The organism is Bradyrhizobium sp. CCBAU 51753, from assembly GCF_015291565.1.
GTDB classification, from domain to species: domain Bacteria; phylum Pseudomonadota; class Alphaproteobacteria; order Rhizobiales; family Xanthobacteraceae; genus Bradyrhizobium; species Bradyrhizobium ivorense.
This window is the reverse complement of sequence record NZ_CP030037.1, coordinates 1,790,612-1,807,510: the sequence shown is the minus strand read 5'-3', so window position 1 is coordinate 1,807,510 and position 16,899 is coordinate 1,790,612. Positions and strand designations below refer to the sequence as shown.

The window sequence follows — 16,899 nt, the reverse complement described above, 5'->3', positions numbered from 1 at the left end:
GATCAAGGTTCCTGCCCTGCACTGCCTAGCTCCTGCAGGAGCTGCAACGTGCGCTTGGCTTCTGTCGGGTCGATCTTCGATAGGGCGTAGCCGACATGGACAAGAACGCTGTCGCCGACATCGAGCTCATCGATGAGAGCGATCGAAATTTCCAAGCTGACCCCATCGATGGACACGATCGCCATATCGTCGGGAAGAATTTTCGAAATCTTTGCCGGGACCGAAAGACACATATCAGGTTGCTCCTTTCAGGGCTGACGGCCGTTCGGCAGTCTGCAGAGCGGCAATCCAGGCCTGACCAAGGCTCAAGCCGCCATCGTTGGGCGGCAGCTGCCGTGGCACCAGCGGGGTGAGGCCTGCGCTGCGGCACCCGCGTTCAATTTCATCCGCCAGCACCGCGTTCAGAAAACAGCCGCCGCTTAGAGTGATGGTATTGACGCCGGTTCTCCGCGCAGCGCGCCCGACCCAGTCGATGCAGGCGGCGGCAAAGGTGCCATGAAACAGCCCGGCTCCGTCTGCGGCGTCGAGGTCGTCTGCAATCAACCGCGAAAATAGCGGACGAAGCGACAGCACGCCGCGGTCGATGGTCCAGCCCGCCTCGAAAATCTCAGTCCGCCGCACCATCGCTTCGAGCTTCATCGCGGCTTCGCCCTCATAGCTCTGCAAACTTGCAACCCCCAGCAGCGCCGCGGCGGCATCGAACAACCGGCCCGCGCTGGTCGTGGTGGCCCCGCCCGCTTGATCGAGCAATGCCGACACACGCCCAGCCTGCCGCTGCGCAGCAAAGCGAGGCCCGATTTCGTGACGTCGGCCGAGCGCCTGCAATATTGCGCTTGCCATGCGCCACGGCTCGCGGGCTGCGCGATCGCCGCCAGGCATTTGCAGGGGCGCGAGATGCCCGATGCGTCGAAACCTCGTTCCTTCGCACAACAATAGCTCGCCCCCCCAGTTACCACCGTCGGAACCGAGGCCATGGCCGTCGAGCACCAAGGCAAGCGCAGGTCCGGCATGGCCATGCTCAGCGATGACGGCGGCAGCGTGGGCGTGGTGATGCTGGACGGCGACAAGCGCCCGGCCGCTTGCTTGCGCAAACCGGGTCGACGCCATATTGGGATGCATATCATGGGCGATGACGACAGGCTCCACATCAAGAGTCGATGTGAGGTGGTGGATCGTCTGCTCGAACACACAGATCCCTTCGGCCGTATCGAGATCGCCAATATGCTGGGAGACGAAGGCTTCGTTGTCGCGCGTGATGGTGACGGTTGATTTCAGCGCGCCGCCGACGGCGAGCACGACCGGCACAGACCTCGCAAGCCGGATCGGCTCGGGAACATAGCCACGTGCCCGGCGAACGAATTGGGTCCGGCTGGCCACCACCGACAGCACGGAGTCATCGGCACGCGTCAGGATATCGCGATCATGGGTCACGACAAAGTCGGCGATCCCCGCGAGCCGCCGCAGCGCCTGCGCGTTGTCGATCACGAGCGGTTCGCCGCAAGAATTGGCGCTGGTTGCGACGATGACCGGGCCTGCCCCCGCAAGCCATGCTCCTGTCGAGTGAAGCGCATGAAAGATGAGGTGATGCAGTGGCGCTACCGGCAGCATGACACCTACGCGGGATAAGCCAGGAGCTATGGCGGGCGCCAAATCATTGCGCGAAGCTAAAAGGACGACGGGACGTGCTACGGATTCGAGCAACGCAAGCTCTGCCGCGTTCGCTTCCGCGATTTCATTGACACGCCCTATGGAAGAGACCATGACCGCGAACGGCTTCTGGGGGCGCTGCTTTCTGCTGCGCAAACGCTGCACGGCGTCCTGGTTGCGCGCATCGCAAAGCAGCTGATACCCGCCGAGCCCCTTTATCGCCACGATTTGGCCGCCGGCAATCGCCGCAACAATGGCGTTGACCCCATGGCTAAGCCGAGGACCGCATATCGGACACGCGATCGCCTCCGCATGAAACCTGCGGCTCGCTGGATCGGCATATTCGGCCGCGCAGGCGGCACACAGCCTGAAAGCTTTCATGACCGTGTTGCGGCGATCGTACGGAAGCTGTTCGGAGATCGTGTAGCGCGGGCCGCAATGGGAGCAGCTGACGAAGGGATAAAGGTAATGGCGATTTTCTGGATCGAATAACTCACCCAGGCATTGCCGGCAGGTCGCGGCATCGGCAACGATCCGAGTTGACAACCTGCCGCCTTCGCTCGCGCGAATTGAAAAGTCTTGTGCCGCGAGCGCCCCGGTGCGCTGAACGCTGATGTGGTCGATACGTGCCAGTGGAGGCGGCTTGAGCGGCAAAGCGGCGACAAACTCGGGCGCCCGGTGACCCTCGACTTCGATTGTGACGCCCTCGGGGCCATTGACGACGAACCCCGCCAATCCGTATCGCGTGGCGAGGCCATAGACGTAGGGACGAAAGCCGACCCCTTGCACGGCCCCGCTCACGCGCACGCGCAGCCGCGTTCGGTCGCAGCTGGTGGCGGCGCTCATCGCCTGGTGTCCTCCAAGGCGCGCCTTTGATGCGCTGCCTGTTTATCGATCCAAGCGTAGAGTGCGCCAAAACCCTCGCCGGTCCGCGCCGAGACCGTGAGCACTTCGATCTTGGGATTGACGCGTCTTGCGTATTCGACGGTCTTGCCCAAATCGAACTCTAGCAGCGACGCCAGATCGATCTTGTTGATCAGCATGAGCGACGAAGCGGCAAACATATCCGGATATTTGAGCGGCTTGTCTTCGCCTTCGGTGGTCGACAACACCACGATCTTGCAAGCCTCGCCTAGATCGAAGGCAGCGGGACAGACCAGATTCCCGACGTTCTCGATGAAGAGAATACCGCGCGTGAGCGGCGGCAAGCGGCGATACGCCTCACCAATCATGGCAGCGTCGAGATGGCAACACTTGCCGGTATTGACTTGAATAGCTGGCACGCCGGCCGAGCGAATGCGTTCGGCATCGTTCGAGGTCTGCTGATCGCCCTCGATGACCCCGACCGGGCAGCTGCCCTTGAGCTCGGACACGGCGCGGACCAGCAGCGCGGTCTTGCCTGCACCAGGACTGGACATAAGATTAAATACGAGCAGATCGTCGGCCATGAAGAGGGCGCGGTTTTCCGCCGCGATCCTGTTATTCTTGCCAAGGATGTCGCGCCCGACCTGAATGACGTGCTCGCAGCTCATGCCCGCGACCTTCAAGGCAGACAGGTCGGCGCCGCGGCTCACAAGCGCCTGCCCACCATGCGCCTGATGATGGCCAGGATGATGAGGGTGATCATGGCGGGCATGGTGTGAATGCTGCAGGTCCCGATCGCCATGCAGATGCGCCTCATGGCGATCGCGATTGTCCTGCACATGGGGACGCTCGCGAGCGCGGCCTTGGGCATCATGCAGTTCGGCGCGTTCGGTTGAAGACGCCTGTCCGCTGCAGCCGCATACGCTACACATCAATCGATCTCCAGCTCTTTCACTCGCATCTCTTCGCCTGCCGTTACCTGCAACTGATAGCTGCCGCAGCATGGACAGCACTCATCGCGCCGTGCAATCTCGACGCTCTTCGAACAGGTCATGCACCAGGCCACGCCGGAACGTTCGATGATCCTAAGAGCCGCGCCCTCGGCAATGGTCCGCGTTGCAACGACAGCAAAGCAGAACCTGATCGCTTCAGGCGCAACATGGCTCAACGCCCCGATCTCCAGACAGACGCTCCGCACCTGGGAAAACGATCGGCGACGCGCCTCCTCCTCGACGATTTCGACGATGCTTTGACAAAGCGCCATTTCATGCATCGTCAACTTTGCGAAACTTCAGCGTGAACCCGACGCAGGGATCAAGCGATTCAATCACCGCACGAACCGCTTTCTGATGTCGTCTGGCCGTCAGCGCCGCGCCCTGCAGATTCCGGACAAGCGGTCCGCGCCAGTGGAAATTCCATTCCGTCGGTGCAAGACATTCGAAGCGGGATATCTGGCCCTGCGGATCAAGCTCGACCGCGTGATGGAGCCGGCCCCTGGCGCATTCGACCGCGGCCGCTCCTCGTCCAGCACCTAGCTTGTAGCTTTCGATGATCCCAGGCTCGGCCGACTCGATATGAGCACCGGACTTGAGCCAATCGCATAGCCGCACGATTTCTGCAATTCTGGCATTCAGCCGCGCGACCGCACCCGACCGACCCAGCCAGAGCCGATCACGCGTCATTTGGCGCGCCCATGGACCCGTCTCGGGCGCACGTCCCCCAAGATCGGGACAATGGCAAAATGTCGGGTCATCGCCGAGCAGCCGTTCAGTAATGTTGCGGTCGTCGGCAGCGGACAAGAACGAGTGCGCGATCGGGATGGACTTCAAGTCGACGTCGTCAAGCGCTGCAATGCAAAGCGCGAACGGGCTACCGGGCCTCGGCGCGCCATCTTCATCCGGCATGCCGAGTGCCGCGAGCGCAGCCACAATCTGCGCTATAGCCTCGCGCCGAGCAGAACCGCGTGCTGGCCGTGCGTTGCCGACAAGCACTGACAACCCTCGTATGAGGGACCGGATCGCCGCCGCACTGACGTTAGGCGTAGGATGCCCGACAAAGAGGCCCCGCAGCAATTCTGAGATGCGCTCGGCAACGACCAGGATCATCCGACGCTGTTTCGTCCCGAGCATGATCTTTTCGTCACGTGCCGCCTCGATCGCGGACAGCAATGCGGTTTGTTGCGCAGCGGCACATACTGTGAAGAGCTGCGGTAGCGCCTCGAGCAACGCCGATGCCGGTTTGCCGGCGAACAGCCGTGCCAGTGGCGGCCGGACTCGCGGCAGGATCTCGACCGCGGCGATGACGTCGGCAGCAAGCGATATGGTGACATCGATTTTGTTGCGGGCGACGAGGCTCATGCGCACCGCTCCGCCATCATCTCGCGCAAGAAATGCCGGCGGTCGGTCAGACTGGGATGTGGCGCATGGATATGATTTGGCGCTCGGCGGTTGGCCGGCCACATCGTGGCAAGGACCGCTGCTTCGGCGCGGGCACCACCCATACCTTTGCGTGCGGAGTTCGCCGAGAGCAGGGAGCAACAGGCAATCGAGCTCAATGATGCGATTTCACTGACACCAAGCTCAATGTCGCGAGATCGAACTCGCGAGCGCAGGTTCGATTTCCGCCCAGCATGCCCTTGGCAGGCGCCGTTACGCAGGAAAACGACCATCTTCATGGCCCAAGGCGCGCCCATCGCGCTGCCGGCCCTGCCCTCCGCCCGTGCGAAACCCAATCGCTTCGACCCTGAACACGGATCGTTCAAGGTCGGTCGCGTACGCACGGTTCGACCGGCGGTATCCCAATAGGCTGCTACGAGCATCTCCTCAGATGCCGACACATCGGCGTGCCCGCTCCTGCGAAGGTCCTGTTTGCGCTCAAGCATCATTTTCAACCGACGCGAAGCCGAACTTCGACGCGCGAAAGCCGAAGACGCTTTCAATTTTTGGGACGCAACGCACTCGCGCAGCAGTCTGCGTCGCCATTGCTCTCTGGTCGGTTGTGCATGATCCAGCCCACGCCACATTGGACGGGCGCGCCGTCTGTGAGAACCGGCCGGATGCCAAATATTCTCCAAGCTCTTCATGTGACGTAAGCTTTCATGATCTCCTGCAGGCGTTCGGCGGAATCCTCGAAATCCTCGTCGGCAGCCAACGCAACAATCGGCACGCCGCCGACCTCAAGCGTATCCAGGATGATGTTGTCGATGGAATTGAAGAACTGCACCGACCATACATTCCGTGTCGCGGTCGCCCGCACTCGGCACGCGCCGTAGCCGCGGAAGATGAGTTGGACCGGACCATTGCCCACGCTTTGCTGGAGAAACGCCAGGTCGATGGCGTTCATCGGCAACAGCGTGAGATTGATGACATGCGCGCGCATGCCAGACCGCCAGGCGCGGGCCCGCTCGCGTGTTTCGGCGAGCACCGGCAGCACGTTCATCGCGCCGCCAGGCGCGGCGCCGATCACCAGATCGGTCGACGTCAGGTCCGTTGCGGCGCGCCGCACAATCTGCGGGATCGCCCCGACCTCAACATATTCGTCTGCCGGACCCGTCCCGATACGCACGCGCCAGATTCCCGCAAGTGCGGACTCCTGGATTTCCGCCTGGGAGCCATCTGGCAGCGCAACGACGCCGGCGACCTCGCCTTTGCCAAGCACTTCGGCAATCAGGTTGCGCTCGAGATCACTGAGATTCGAAAGCCTATACAGTTGTGTGCGTGCGTCGCTCTTCTGGCCACGAGCGGCGGCAGCGGCATTCGATAACAGCGTGATGGCATTCGGACAATTTTTTGCAAGCTCGTCGGCATCACGCCAAGCGCGCTTGGCCGGCGCCGCCACAGCCGTGGGCCCGCTATGGACGATGTCGCGACTATCCGCATCCACGGGAAACCCACCCACCGCCGCAGCGGCGCCTTCGTATCCGATGCGCGCCGCTGTTTTCATGATGCGACGTTCCGTGGGGCTGGCCGAGAGGAAATGCCATCGGCGGTGCAGTCACCACCGGCGTGTGATCCCACGATCGGCGCCGAGATGCGGTCGATCTTGACCAAACGGATCTGGCTCTTGCCGACCCGGCGGAGTGTGCCGCGCTGATGGAGCTCGATCTGCGTCGGCGGGCCACGCAGGCCGAGGCGCCCGCCCAGCCCGCCACCGGCGCTGCGCGCGGTTACGACCCCTTGCGCGGGCCGCCGGTGCGCCTTGATCTGTTCAGAAAGCGCGATTGCGACATGGTTGGCCCGGAGCGAACATACGGGACCGGCTGGCGACGGCAGCTCCACGCCCCACCTCCCAGGATCCTGTGTGGCAAGATGTGCATGGACGCCCACACTCTCTACCTCGGACAGAGCGGGCCGCGCCAGATCATGCTTCGCCGGCTGGAAATTCATCAGACGCCTTTCTGATAGTGTTCTGGCTCTGCTCGGCGAGGTATTAGCAAGGCACATGCCAATCCATCGTCTCAAGGCGATCGCGTTCGCGCCCGGATCAGCGGCTGTAAGCGCTTGACATTTTCGGTGTAGAGGTTGCCTACGAAGCAGATTCGATTTGCGAGCAAGGCGCGCTGGCGCGAGTCCGTGCGCGGCGCCGCTAGCGCAGATGGTCGGGCAATTGCGGCTCACGCGCGATCAAGTCCGCAAAGAAGCGATCGCAGTCCTCGCCATTGAGGCCGGCCTCAAGCCCGTCGAGTGCTTCCGAGATCCGACTTGCTTCATCCTCCTCCAACAGCCGCACCGCTGTGTCGATATGGACGAGGACCTTGGCGCCGACCGACGCGCCGGAGAGCAGCATGACTGAGACACGCCGCTGTTCATCGCCATACTCGCATAGCGCCGTGATGCCGTCGGTCTCAACAATCGTCATTGGTAAGCCAAGGCACATGAATAGCCGCGCGCCGCTAGATCGGCTGCGCCCTTTCATAATTTACATGGTCGATATTGTTCCCCAACAGCCGTTCTGATGCAGGCAGCGGCGAGGCTCGCAGTTTCGCCGGCGAGCCCCACTGGGCCAGCAGTTTGCAAGCCAGTTCGATCGCAGGCGCGATCTGAAAGCGCACCGGAGCAGTCAGCGGACCGCCCCAACGCTCCAGGTCCAGCGGCTGACAGCCGATCAGAGCGAGTTCTCGCGGGCAGCGGTCAAGCAGGTCGGCTGCACTCAAGACCTCTTGAAAGCCGGTCTGATGCAGGCTCAGCTTTTTGGCAGCGCTAAACTTCGGCACCTCGTCATCCCGCACAAGCTTCAACTGCCCGGGCGAAAGTCCATAGTCGATGGCATCGAACACGATCAAGCAATCGGCCTGCTCAAGGAAACTGACAAGGTAGAGCCCCTGCGTGCCACCATCGAGGATGGAGACGTTGTCATCGATGCTGTAGCGACGATGAAACTCCTCGACCACTCGCACGCCGAATCCCTCGTCGGCCCATAGGATATTGCCGATGCCAAGCACCAGGATCCTTTTTTTGCTCTCCGGAGTCAGCATCCGCTTCCCAGTCAATCGCGAAACTGACGCTGACCGGAAATCATCGAGGAGATGCTCCGCTCCGACATGATGTCTTCCCGGATCACCGCGTAGATGTGGACCAGCGCAAAGGTCACGACGACCCACAGCCCGAGATGATGCCAGGTATGGACGTCCTGACTGTTAGGCCAGATTGCAAATACCCAGCCGAACAGTTTGTACTGCCAGCTGTCACGGCCCGCGCCCTGTCCATAAAGTGCAAAGCCTGTGACGATCATGAACGTGATCGTCTGCGTGAACATAAAGAACATCGCAAGCTGAGCCAGCCGATTGTGCCCGACGCGTCTGTCGGGCTCAACTGCGAGGAACGCGTACCAGCGCATCTCATCGTAAACTTCGCGCCAAAAGCAGCTGCGCCAGAGCGGCACGCAAAAGATCTGCATCGCATGCGGGTTTCCCATCAGGGCCCAGTAGATGCGCAGCAGAAAGCCGACGCCGAGCACATATCCTGCAGAGAAATGCGTAAAGCGGATATAGCCGAACAAGAAATTGCCGCTAGCCTCTCCCGGCATCGCCGGTGTCCCGGTTCCAATGAGATAGCCGGTCACGCCCAGCACCAGAATGGCCGCCGCATTGACCCAGTGCCACAGTCGCACCGGCGCTTCATAGACGTAAGCGGCGCCACGGCCGCCGCCAACAGTCGGTGGCGCATCGACGGCGGCAGGGTTTTGCGGAGCCCTGTCGGGCATGTCCCTACCGAACATTGACTGAAGCCATTTCTTGGCCGTCAGGATTGATCACATGGGTTGAGCACGCCAAACACGGATCAAAGGAATGGATCGTGCGCAAGATCTCCAAGGGCCGCTTCGGGTCCGCGATCGGGGTCCCGATCAGGGAAGCCTCAAAGGCGCCAATATTGCCCTTGGAATCGCGAGGAGACCCATTCCACGTGGTCGGCACGACACATTGGTAATTGTCGATCTTGGTGTCCTTGATCTTGATCCAGTGCCCGAGCGCGCCGCGCGGCGCCTCGGTGAAACCGTGGCCCTTGGCCTCGTTAGGCCAGCTTTCCGGCTTCCACTTGCTGACGTTGGCGGTTGCGCTATTGCCTGCCTTGATGTGGACGACCAGCTTGTCCTGGAAATAACGCATCTGATGTGCCGCCCACTGGCATTCGAGTGCCCGCGTCGCAGTACGGCCAAATGTCGAAAACAGCGCGTTCAGGGGAAGATTGAGCCCCTTGAGCAGTCTGTTGGCCGGCTCCTTGAATTCGGCTTTGCCTTGCGCATAACCGATGATGTATCGCGCCAACGGCCCGACCTCGACGGCGTGGCCGCGCCAGCGCGGCGCTTTGATCCAGGAATACCTGCCGCCTTCGTCGAGCTCCTTGATATCTGTTCTGCTGCCTTTGACCTTTGCCCCTAGCTCAAAGTTCGGCTCGGTGATGCCCTCCCAAGGATGCAATCCGCTGAACTCGCTAGGGTATCTATACCATGAATGCGCGACGAATTCCTGGATCTGCTCGGGATCGCCAAGGTCGACCGGCAAAATCTCCTCAAGATTGCCGCCAAGAATGACGCCGCGCGGCAGCTTGAGACTTTTCGCGGAACAGTCGTTGGCGATTTCGGGGATATCGCCATAGGACATCACGCTTTTGCTGGAAAGTCCGCCGCCGTGCAGCCAGTCTTTATAAAACGAGCCGATCGCCGCAATGTCGGGCAGATAGACCTGCTCGACAAACTCGATCGAACGGTCGATGACCGAGGACACCAGGTTAAGCCGCTCCATATTGACCGCACCGGCCGCACCGGTTCCATCGATATTGATCGCGCAGGCCACGCCCCCGACCAGCCAGTTCGGATGCGGGTTCTTGCCCCCATAGACTGCTTGGATCTTGACGATCTCCTTCTGGAAGTCGAGCGCTTCCAGATAATGCGCCACGGCCATCAGGTTCACTTCAGGTGGCAGCTTGTACGCCGGATGCCCCCAATAGCCGTTCTTGAACGGACCGGGCTGCCCTGATTCGAAGAATTTGGTGAGCCTGATCTGCAGATCCTTGAAGTAGCCAGGGGATGACAGCGGCCAGGGCGAGATAGACTGCGCCAGCGCCGAGGTGGACTTGGGATCGGCCTTGAGCGCAGAGATGACGTCGACCCAATCCAGCGCGTGCAGGTGATAGAAATGCACGAGATGATCATGCACAAGCAGGCACAGCTGCATGACGTTGCGGATCGAGTTGGCATTTTCCGGAACGGTGATCCCTAGCGCATTTTCAACGGCACGCACCGAGGTGAGCGCATGGGTGCCGGTGCAGACACCGCAAATCCGTTCGGTGAACGCCCAGGCGTCGCGCGGATCCCGCCCGCGCAAGATGACTTCGATTCCGCGCCACATCGTCCCGCTCGAGACCGCATTGCGGACCACGTTGTCCGCATCGAGGTTGGCTTCGACGCGCAGGTGGCCCTCGATCCGGGTCAGCGGATCGATCACAATGCGCTTGCCGGAACGATCGAGGTTAAACCCATTCGGTGTCTGGACCGCCACCGTCGCCCTCTCAAGTCGGCTTGTCTTTGGGAACTGCGCGATCCGGCTTGTGGGTCAATCGCTTCACGGCCGTGACCGCCGCATGTGCGGCAACGGCCAGCCCAACCACGCCGGCAGCGGCCATGCCGATCTGATCGGCGTTCTTCTCGATGCCGAACTGCTGGATGGTCGTGAGCCGATCGTAAAACGAACCTTTGTCCCAAAAGCCGTCTTCGGAGCAGCCCAAGCAGCCGTGGCCTGATTGAATGGGGAATGAAACGCCCCCGTTCCAGCGAAGGGCCGAACAGGCATTGTAAGTGGTCGGCCCCTTGCAGCCCATCTTGTACAGGCAGTAGCCCTTGCGGGCGCACTCATCGTCCCACTCCTCGACAAATTGGCCGGCGTCGAAGTGCGAACGCCGATAGCACTTGTCGTGGATGCGCTCGGAATAAAACATCTTTGGGCGTCCTTGGCGATCGAGCTCAGGAAGCCTTCCGAACGTGGTGATGAAGGTCACTAGGCCGGTCATGACCTCTGCGATGGGGGGACACCCGGGAACCTTGACGATCGGCTTGTCGGTGATCACCTTATCGATCGGTACAGCGCCTGTCGGATTGGGCTTGGCGGCTTGCACGCAGCCCCAGGATGCGCAGGTCCCCCAGGCAATGACCGCCATGGATGATTCCGCCATCCACCTGAGCCGCTCAACGAACGGCTTGCCGCCGTCAATGCAGAACATGCCCCCCTCATTCAGCGGCGCGTTGCCTTCGACGGCAAGCACATATCTACCTTTGTACCTGGCACGGGTTTCCTCCAGAATGGCTTCAGCCTGGTGACCTGCCGCGGCCATGATCGTATCGTCATAGTCGAGCGAAATCATCGACAACAGCACGTCTTTGATTAACGGGTGGGCCGAGCGGATAAAGCTTTCCGAGCAGCAGGTACACTCGAGCCCGTGCAGCCAGATGACGGGCATACGCGGTTTGGTCTCCAGGGCATTGGCAATCCTGCTTGCGGCGAGCGGGCCGAGTCCGAAGCTCGAGGCCGTCAAACTGCAAAATTTGTGGAAACTACGGCGCGTGATACCCTGGCGTCTGATTACGCTGTAGAAAGTTTCCGTTGCCCCGCCCATGAACCCCTTCCAAGTTTCTCGTCGGCCCTGACGAATTGCTCACATTCGGCAGCAAAAAACGGGCCACCGCACGGCAAACATCTGACGGTACCAAGCCGCCACTCCGCGATTTGCGGTGGATCGGCGAGCTCGGCGCAGGCTGCGCAACCCGAGCGCTCGTCGTGCTAATGTGTCCGGTTTTGACCGTCGACGTGAGAACTAGAACAATGCCGCACAATGGCTCGTCCCTCGCGGCCAATGCGTCATACTCACTCTCTAGGTACGGCCGCGACACCGGCCGGCACGACGATTGCCGCAGTTCACGCCACACCGCACTGAGCACCGATTTCAATGGGACTTGTTCGCCATTCTCAGATGCAATGGAGGCCGCGCGATCGTCGCAACTGCGCACAGACACCAAAGTGGCAGTCACCACCAACAGCCCGAACCAGCGACCAAGAAAGGTCGCAATAGCGAGCCCTCCGCGCCGCAGTACACCGCCTTCACCTCTCAGGGCGGATCGATCCGATCTACCTTGGGTCAATGACGCTCGGTACCAAGCCCGCCAGGATTGCGGGCGCAAGGCTGGGTGCATTTGAGCGCTTTCCCCCAGGACCGTTCATCGCGCGAGCCAAGCGCTAGCACGGCGATGGCTTGGCGCATCACCTCTCTCCGGTGAGCTTCGCAGCGATGGCAGAGGCGATCTTGCTGTTTCCATGCACTGGGTCCGATTCGCCCGACGCGGATAGCAGGCGACGGTGTGGTATTTTTAGTTTGATGCCCGTCCGCGGCACAGGCATCACTTGCTAATTATCCAATCTGTTTATCGAGCTTTTCCGACGGCAAGCGAACTAGCGAACTATGCCGGCATAGACGATATCCTGGACTTGCTCGCGGTAGTACTTGCGGATCTCTCCGGGCGCAGCCGTTCCAACCACCACGACCAGGCGCTCCTTTGGATCACAAAAAAATTGTGTTCCGTAAGCGCCGGTCCAGGTGAACTCACCTGGATTGCCTGGAACGGCCGAGAGACCCTCGCTTATGCGTACAGCCACTCCGAGCCCAAACCCAAAGCCGGCACGGTGCGGCTCCACATTAGCGACCTTGTTTTTGATCTCTGGCCCAAGGTGGTTGGAGATCATGTGATGCACCGTCTTGGGACCGAGAATGCGCTGCCCATCGAGCTCCCCTCCGTTTAGCAGCATTTGCCCAAAGCGCACGTAGTCACCAACTGTCGCAAATGCACAGGCTCCCCCGCAGTCAAACTTCGTCGGACTTTCGAGGAGCTCGATGTCTTGTGGCTTTCCCGTCAGTGGATCGTCTTTAAATGGACGCGCGAGCCGCTCGCGTTGCGATCCCGACAAATGGAAAGTGGCATCCAGCATTCCGATCGGCTTCCACAGGTTGCTGGAAAGATACTCGCCTAATGGCTGCTCGCTAACCTGTTCCACGACAGCGCCAAGCACGTCGGTCGAGAAGCCGTATTCGAATTCCGTTCCCGGTTGGTGCGCCAACGGCAGCTTGGTAATGCCTTCGATGAAAGCCTGCTTATCGCCCTTGACCGCTGGCGCTGCGAAATCCGGATAGAGACGCGCCACTTGATCTGAGCTGTCCGGCGGCGTGCCATAGGTGAGACCTGATGTGTGGCGATAAAGGTCGTGGACGTAGATCGGGGAACTCTGCGCTTCGAATTTTAACGAACCGTCAGGCTGTGGTACCCCCACCTTCATGTTTGCAAATTCGGGATAGTAATCCGTAAGTTTGGCCCGCAGAGGCAGACGACCTTGTTCCATGAGGGTAAGCCCAGCAACCGCCACCATCGGTTTGGTCATAGATGCGAGTGCGAATATCGCATCGAGCCTCATCGAGGTTCCTTTTTCAGGATCGAGTTGCCCATACGCCTTGTAGTGAATGAGCTTGCCGTCTCTGGCGATTGCAACCACTGCGCCCGGCACGCGCTTGGTTGCGATCTCGCCAGCGAAGAACTCGTCCAGTTTGGCAAGGCGCTGCTTGGAAACCCCGACGTCATCGGCCCTCGCCTCGGGCAAAGGCGCGGAGTGTGCTGAATTAAAGCTGATACCAGCGGCCGCCGCGGCTGCAATGAGCTTGTTCATTGTGTCCTCGTCAAGAATGGACGGATCTGACTTGCAATACTGCTGCTCGGTTGACCGGCCAGCTTGGCCGGCACGCCGAAGATGCTTCGATGCGCCTGCCCCTCACGTGCCTCTCCTGGCACATCTTTTGTCGATGAGGGTTAAAGTGAACATGACCGCAAAGGCGAACATTACCATACCGCCGGCAACCCAACCTGCCTCGCGCCAGCGCGATGCTTGGACGTAGTCAATGACATAGGCAGACAACACCTTGGTGCGCCCAGGAATGTTGCCTCCGATCATCATCACGACGCCGAATGTGCCGATCGTATGAGCAAAGCCAACCAGGCCAGCCTTGAGGAACTCCAGCCGTGCCAGCGGCAGGCCGACAGTAATGAAGGCGAACAACGCAGAAACGCGCTGACTTGCCACAACGTCCTGCGGGTGGTTGCCCATCGCAACAAAGGCGCCACGGATCGGCTGCACCACCAAAGGGAGCGCCGAGAGGACCGATCCGACCACGATTCCTGCAAAGGTAAAGGCGAGCGTGTGCTCGCCCCAGAAAGAGGCGAGGAGCCCCCCTGGTCCGTTCGGACCGAGCAGGACGAGTACGCAGAAACCGAGCGCTGTGGGTGGCAGCACAAGCGGCAGCGCGACCATTGTCGCCACCGCCTCGCTCAAAACCGTTTTTGACCGTGCCAACCACCACGCGAGCGGCGCGCCAATCACCAGCAGGATCATTGTCGTCACGCTGGCGAGCTCGACCGTGAGCGCAACGGATTGCCAGATTTCTGACGAAAGGGCATCCATGTGCGTCAGCCCACCGGCGAGAGAACATCGCCATACCGGCGCAGCGATCGCGTCGTTTCTGCAAGCAAAAGCAGAATCGCAAGGCTCATGGGAAACTCCTGTGACAGGCAGCTTCGACCGGCCTGACGGCGGCCGCTCCTCAGTTCGCCAACCAGCAATCCGCGTGCCGCTTGCGAAATGTGGTGGGCTCTGCGTCTAACGTGAGAAAAACGCGCATGGTGGCCAGCCCTACTGCGGGGTGAACCTAACGCGCTGTCAGGTTTCCGGCATCTTTGTTCTCAAGCAGACAGCGACCGCAGAATGAGACGGCAGAGTGGCAGCCCAAGATGCGCGCATCCGCAGTGCCTCGATGCAAATCCTCACGTGGATGCTGCTTCGAAGCGTTGGTTGCTTCTCAGTGTCCCTCAAAGGCCAGCGTGTATAATCGCAGAGCCTTCGTCACAGCCCCACTGCGAGAATGGACGCGACCCGACGCTCGGAGTTCATTCCGTACTCGACTTTCGCCTTGTCGAGGAGCAAGACAGGCTGCGGACCGCCATCCGGCAATCATGCGCGCACTGTTCTATGATAACGTAGCAAACCATAGCCATGCGTTGGTTGCCGAGTTCTGAAGCAACGATCTGCTACCTAAAACAAGAAGTTGCAGCGAACCTATAGCGCGTCCGGGCGGTGCAGTATATCGACGGTGATCGTGCCGCGGGCGCGAGAAACACATGCACAGATCTTTTCGTTCGCGTGCTTTTGCTGCTCGCTGAAGAAAACGTCGCGGTGGTCAAGCTCACCGTCGATTTTGACGAGATCGATGGCGCAGACGCCGCACTCACCGCGCCGGCAATCCGAAATCACCTCGTAACCGGCCCCATTGAGCACGTCCAGCAACGAGCGATCGCGCGGAATCTCGATCTCAATGGCCTGATCTGCAAGGCGCACCCGAAACCCCTCGGTCGGCAGCGAGCCGCTCGAGCCGAAGGTCTCGTAGCGTAGGTCGGATAGTGCGCGTCCTGCACCAGTCCAGGCCCGGCGCGCGGCATCGAGCATCCGGATCGGACCGCACAAGACGGCCAAGGCGTCGGGCGGCAGCGAAGCGAACAAGTCATCCATATTGAGCCTGCGCCCTTCGTTGCCTGCATGGACAATAAGCCGCTCGTTCAGCAAGGGAGCGAGAACATCCAAATAGACGGCCTGCTCACGAGAAGTCACAGCATAATGCAGAGTGAAGTCGGCATCGCGGCGCGCCAACGCCTGAGCTGCCCCGATCAGTGGCGTAATGCCGATGCCGGCCGCGATCAAGCAGTAGTGCCGGCGCGCCCAGTCAATCGGCAGCAAAGAGGCCGGCAATGTAATGGTCAATCGGGCGCCCGGCGCGAGCGACCACATGTACTGCGAGCCGCCGCGGGAGTCCTCCGCGCGCCGCACGGCGATACGATAACCGGTTCGGTCGGCTTCGCCGACCAAGGAATAGGACCGCGTCTCCGGGCGGCCATCGATAGTGACGGCAATATTGATATGGCTGCCGACCGGATAAGCCGCGCCATCAAAGTTTTCCGGTTTGATGAGGAACTCGCGGATCGAAGGTGTCAGATCGCGCGTCGCGACGAGCGTTGCGGGTGTCCAGCTTTCAATGAACCGCATGGAGATTTCCTTTAATCGCCTGCCATCCTGATGAGGGCCAGTCCTGGCAGCAGGTCAGAATGCGTCTTGTTCCTGAGCACCAGGCGCAGATTGCGCGCCGCTACTCGGGCGTGCTCGCGCATGATTGCTTCGGCCCGTGCGCCTTCGCGATTTTCGATTGCATCGACCACGACGCGATGTTGATCTTGCGCGATCAACAGTGTGTGGCGCGCATCCGGCAGTGTCGATTGGGTCATCACAAAGCCGCTGGGCGAGGCGAATGGGAGGGCCGACGCGCGATCGACCTGCCGGATCAAGGGAGGACTGCGCGACAATTCGGTCAGTAGCGCGTGAAAACGCGCATTGAGCGCGACGTAGGAGGAGAACGCCTCGACGGAGATTGGATCCTGCCGCACCAAGCCGTCGATCTCGTCAAGACATCCTTTTAGAGGCTCAAGATCGCGCGATGAAACACCGCGCTCGGCGGCAAAGCGCGCGGCCAGACCCTCCACCGTGCCGCGCAGTTCGATCGAATCCAGGACATCTCGCTCGGAGAATGCCTTCACCATGAAACCGCCAGAAGGGATCGCTTCCAGAAGTCCTTCCTCCTCCAGCCGAACCAATGCCATTCGCACCGGGGTGCGCGATGCGCCGGTCGTCTCCACAGCCTGCAACTCGGAGATCCGCTCGCCTGGCCGCAAGTCACCCGAAAGGATCAGGTCGCGCAAGCTGAGCTGGGCGCGTACTGTCTGCGAGACGGAACGATCACTGTCGCGCTCGACCATGCC

At 60.8% G+C, this 16,899-nt stretch carries 17 protein-coding genes; 1 reads left to right on the top strand and 16 read right to left on the bottom strand.

The annotated features are described in order from the left end of the window. Window positions 1–2 precede the first annotated feature (2 nt). From XH93_RS08360 to XH93_RS08330, 7 genes are all read right to left on the bottom strand, one after another. Window positions 3–233 (bottom strand): HypC/HybG/HupF family hydrogenase formation chaperone, encoded by a 231-nt coding sequence (locus XH93_RS08360; protein ID WP_139481198.1) that lies wholly within the window; start codon window positions 231–233, stop codon window positions 3–5. A 1-nt stretch (window position 234) separates the two neighbouring features. Next, on the bottom strand, window positions 235–2,493 hold the full coding sequence (hypF, locus tag XH93_RS08355) for a carbamoyltransferase HypF (protein WP_194473127.1): 2,259 nt from the start codon (window positions 2,491–2,493) through the stop codon (window positions 235–237). Next, window positions 2,490–3,443, bottom strand: coding sequence for a hydrogenase nickel incorporation protein HypB (gene hypB / locus XH93_RS08350; RefSeq protein ID WP_194473126.1), 954 nt, complete (start codon window positions 3,441–3,443; stop codon window positions 2,490–2,492). Before hypB ends, hypF begins: the two co-directional genes overlap by 4 nt. Then, window positions 3,443–3,784 carry a hydrogenase maturation nickel metallochaperone HypA gene (gene hypA / locus XH93_RS08345; RefSeq protein ID WP_194475039.1) on the bottom strand — a complete coding sequence of 114 codons (342 nt, stop codon included), beginning with the start codon at window positions 3,782–3,784 and terminating at the stop codon, window positions 3,443–3,445. Before hypA ends, hypB begins: the two co-directional genes overlap by 1 nt. Then, window positions 3,777–4,868, bottom strand: coding sequence for a nickel-dependent hydrogenase large subunit (locus XH93_RS08340; protein ID WP_194473125.1), 1,092 nt, complete (start codon window positions 4,866–4,868; stop codon window positions 3,777–3,779). The genes hypA and XH93_RS08340 overlap by 8 nt, the downstream gene beginning before the upstream one ends. Next, complete coding sequence (gene hybE, locus XH93_RS42910; protein WP_371815100.1) at window positions 4,865–5,329, bottom strand: [NiFe]-hydrogenase assembly chaperone HybE; 465 nt, start codon at window positions 5,327–5,329, stop codon at window positions 4,865–4,867. The genes XH93_RS08340 and hybE overlap by 4 nt, the downstream gene beginning before the upstream one ends. A 260-nt stretch (window positions 5,330–5,589) precedes the next feature. Continuing rightward, window positions 5,590–6,453 (bottom strand): hydrogenase expression/formation protein, encoded by an 864-nt coding sequence (locus XH93_RS08330; protein ID WP_194473123.1) that lies wholly within the window; start codon window positions 6,451–6,453, stop codon window positions 5,590–5,592. A 149-nt stretch (window positions 6,454–6,602) separates the two neighbouring features. Here XH93_RS08330 and XH93_RS08325 point away from each other — a divergent pair, with 149 nt between their 5' ends. Then, window positions 6,603–6,911 (top strand): hypothetical protein, encoded by a 309-nt coding sequence (locus tag XH93_RS08325; protein WP_194473122.1) that lies wholly within the window; start codon window positions 6,603–6,605, stop codon window positions 6,909–6,911. A gap of 184 nt (window positions 6,912–7,095) precedes the next feature. On the opposite strand, the gene XH93_RS08320 is transcribed toward XH93_RS08325, so the two are convergent. The 9 genes from XH93_RS08320 to XH93_RS08280 form a co-directional block, all read right to left on the bottom strand. Next, window positions 7,096–7,386, bottom strand: coding sequence for a HypC/HybG/HupF family hydrogenase formation chaperone (locus XH93_RS08320; protein WP_139481302.1), 291 nt, complete (start codon window positions 7,384–7,386; stop codon window positions 7,096–7,098). Window positions 7,387–7,402: 16 nt separating this feature from the next. Then, window positions 7,403–7,984 (bottom strand): HyaD/HybD family hydrogenase maturation endopeptidase, encoded by a 582-nt coding sequence (locus XH93_RS08315; protein ID WP_194473121.1) that lies wholly within the window; start codon window positions 7,982–7,984, stop codon window positions 7,403–7,405. A gap of 11 nt (window positions 7,985–7,995) precedes the next feature. Beyond that, window positions 7,996–8,712 carry a Ni/Fe-hydrogenase, b-type cytochrome subunit gene (cybH, locus tag XH93_RS08310; protein WP_194473120.1) on the bottom strand — a complete coding sequence of 239 codons (717 nt, stop codon included), beginning with the start codon at window positions 8,710–8,712 and terminating at the stop codon, window positions 7,996–7,998. A 4-nt stretch (window positions 8,713–8,716) separates the two neighbouring features. Then, window positions 8,717–10,507 carry a nickel-dependent hydrogenase large subunit gene (locus XH93_RS08305; RefSeq protein WP_194473119.1) on the bottom strand — a complete coding sequence of 597 codons (1,791 nt, stop codon included), beginning with the start codon at window positions 10,505–10,507 and terminating at the stop codon, window positions 8,717–8,719. 10 nt (window positions 10,508–10,517) lie between these two features. Continuing rightward, window positions 10,518–11,618 (bottom strand): hydrogenase small subunit, encoded by a 1,101-nt coding sequence (locus XH93_RS08300; RefSeq protein WP_194473118.1) that lies wholly within the window; start codon window positions 11,616–11,618, stop codon window positions 10,518–10,520. 830 nt (window positions 11,619–12,448) lie between these two features. Next, window positions 12,449–13,711, bottom strand: coding sequence for a serine hydrolase (locus tag XH93_RS08295; RefSeq protein ID WP_194473117.1), 1,263 nt, complete (start codon window positions 13,709–13,711; stop codon window positions 12,449–12,451). Window positions 13,712–13,813: 102 nt separating this feature from the next. Further along, window positions 13,814–14,500, bottom strand: a complete 687-nt coding sequence (locus XH93_RS08290; protein WP_194473116.1) for a molybdenum ABC transporter permease — start codon at window positions 14,498–14,500, stop codon at window positions 13,814–13,816. Between the two features lie 651 nt (window positions 14,501–15,151). Then, window positions 15,152–16,132, bottom strand: a complete 981-nt coding sequence (locus XH93_RS08285) for a PDR/VanB family oxidoreductase (RefSeq protein ID WP_194473115.1) — start codon at window positions 16,130–16,132, stop codon at window positions 15,152–15,154. 11 nt (window positions 16,133–16,143) lie between these two features. Further along, entirely contained in the window at window positions 16,144–16,896 is a 753-nt protein-coding gene (locus XH93_RS08280; protein ID WP_139859040.1) for a GntR family transcriptional regulator, read from the bottom strand. Window positions 16,897–16,899: the final 3 nt, after the last annotated feature.

Coding starts and splice junctions, on each gene's coding strand:
- hypB (WP_194473126.1), bottom strand. CDS start 3,443: ATGTGTAGCGTATGCGGCTGCAGCGGACAGGCGTCTTCAACCGAACGC.
- hypF (WP_194473127.1), bottom strand. CDS start 2,493: ATGAGCGCCGCCACCAGCTGCGACCGAACGCGGCTGCGCGTGCGCGTG.
- XH93_RS08300 (WP_194473118.1), bottom strand. CDS start 11,618: ATGGGCGGGGCAACGGAAACTTTCTACAGCGTAATCAGACGCCAGGGT.
- XH93_RS08280 (WP_139859040.1), bottom strand. CDS start 16,896: ATGGTCGAGCGCGACAGTGATCGTTCCGTCTCGCAGACAGTACGCGCC.
- XH93_RS08325 (WP_194473122.1), top strand. CDS start 6,603: ATGGAGCTCGATCTGCGTCGGCGGGCCACGCAGGCCGAGGCGCCCGCC.
- XH93_RS08320 (WP_139481302.1), bottom strand. CDS start 7,386: ATGTGCCTTGGCTTACCAATGACGATTGTTGAGACCGACGGCATCACG.
- hybE (WP_371815100.1), bottom strand. CDS start 5,329: ATGCTCGTAGCAGCCTATTGGGATACCGCCGGTCGAACCGTGCGTACG.
- XH93_RS08340 (WP_194473125.1), bottom strand. CDS start 4,868: ATGAGCCTCGTCGCCCGCAACAAAATCGATGTCACCATATCGCTTGCT.
- XH93_RS08330 (WP_194473123.1), bottom strand. CDS start 6,453: ATGAAAACAGCGGCGCGCATCGGATACGAAGGCGCCGCTGCGGCGGTG.
- XH93_RS08360 (WP_139481198.1), bottom strand. CDS start 233: ATGTGTCTTTCGGTCCCGGCAAAGATTTCGAAAATTCTTCCCGACGAT.
- XH93_RS08315 (WP_194473121.1), bottom strand. CDS start 7,984: ATGCTGACTCCGGAGAGCAAAAAAAGGATCCTGGTGCTTGGCATCGGC.
- XH93_RS08295 (WP_194473117.1), bottom strand. CDS start 13,711: ATGAACAAGCTCATTGCAGCCGCGGCGGCCGCTGGTATCAGCTTTAAT.
- XH93_RS08290 (WP_194473116.1), bottom strand. CDS start 14,500: ATGGATGCCCTTTCGTCAGAAATCTGGCAATCCGTTGCGCTCACGGTC.
- hypA (WP_194475039.1), bottom strand. CDS start 3,784: ATGCATGAAATGGCGCTTTGTCAAAGCATCGTCGAAATCGTCGAGGAG.
- XH93_RS08285 (WP_194473115.1), bottom strand. CDS start 16,132: ATGCGGTTCATTGAAAGCTGGACACCCGCAACGCTCGTCGCGACGCGC.
- cybH (WP_194473120.1), bottom strand. CDS start 8,712: ATGCCCGACAGGGCTCCGCAAAACCCTGCCGCCGTCGATGCGCCACCG.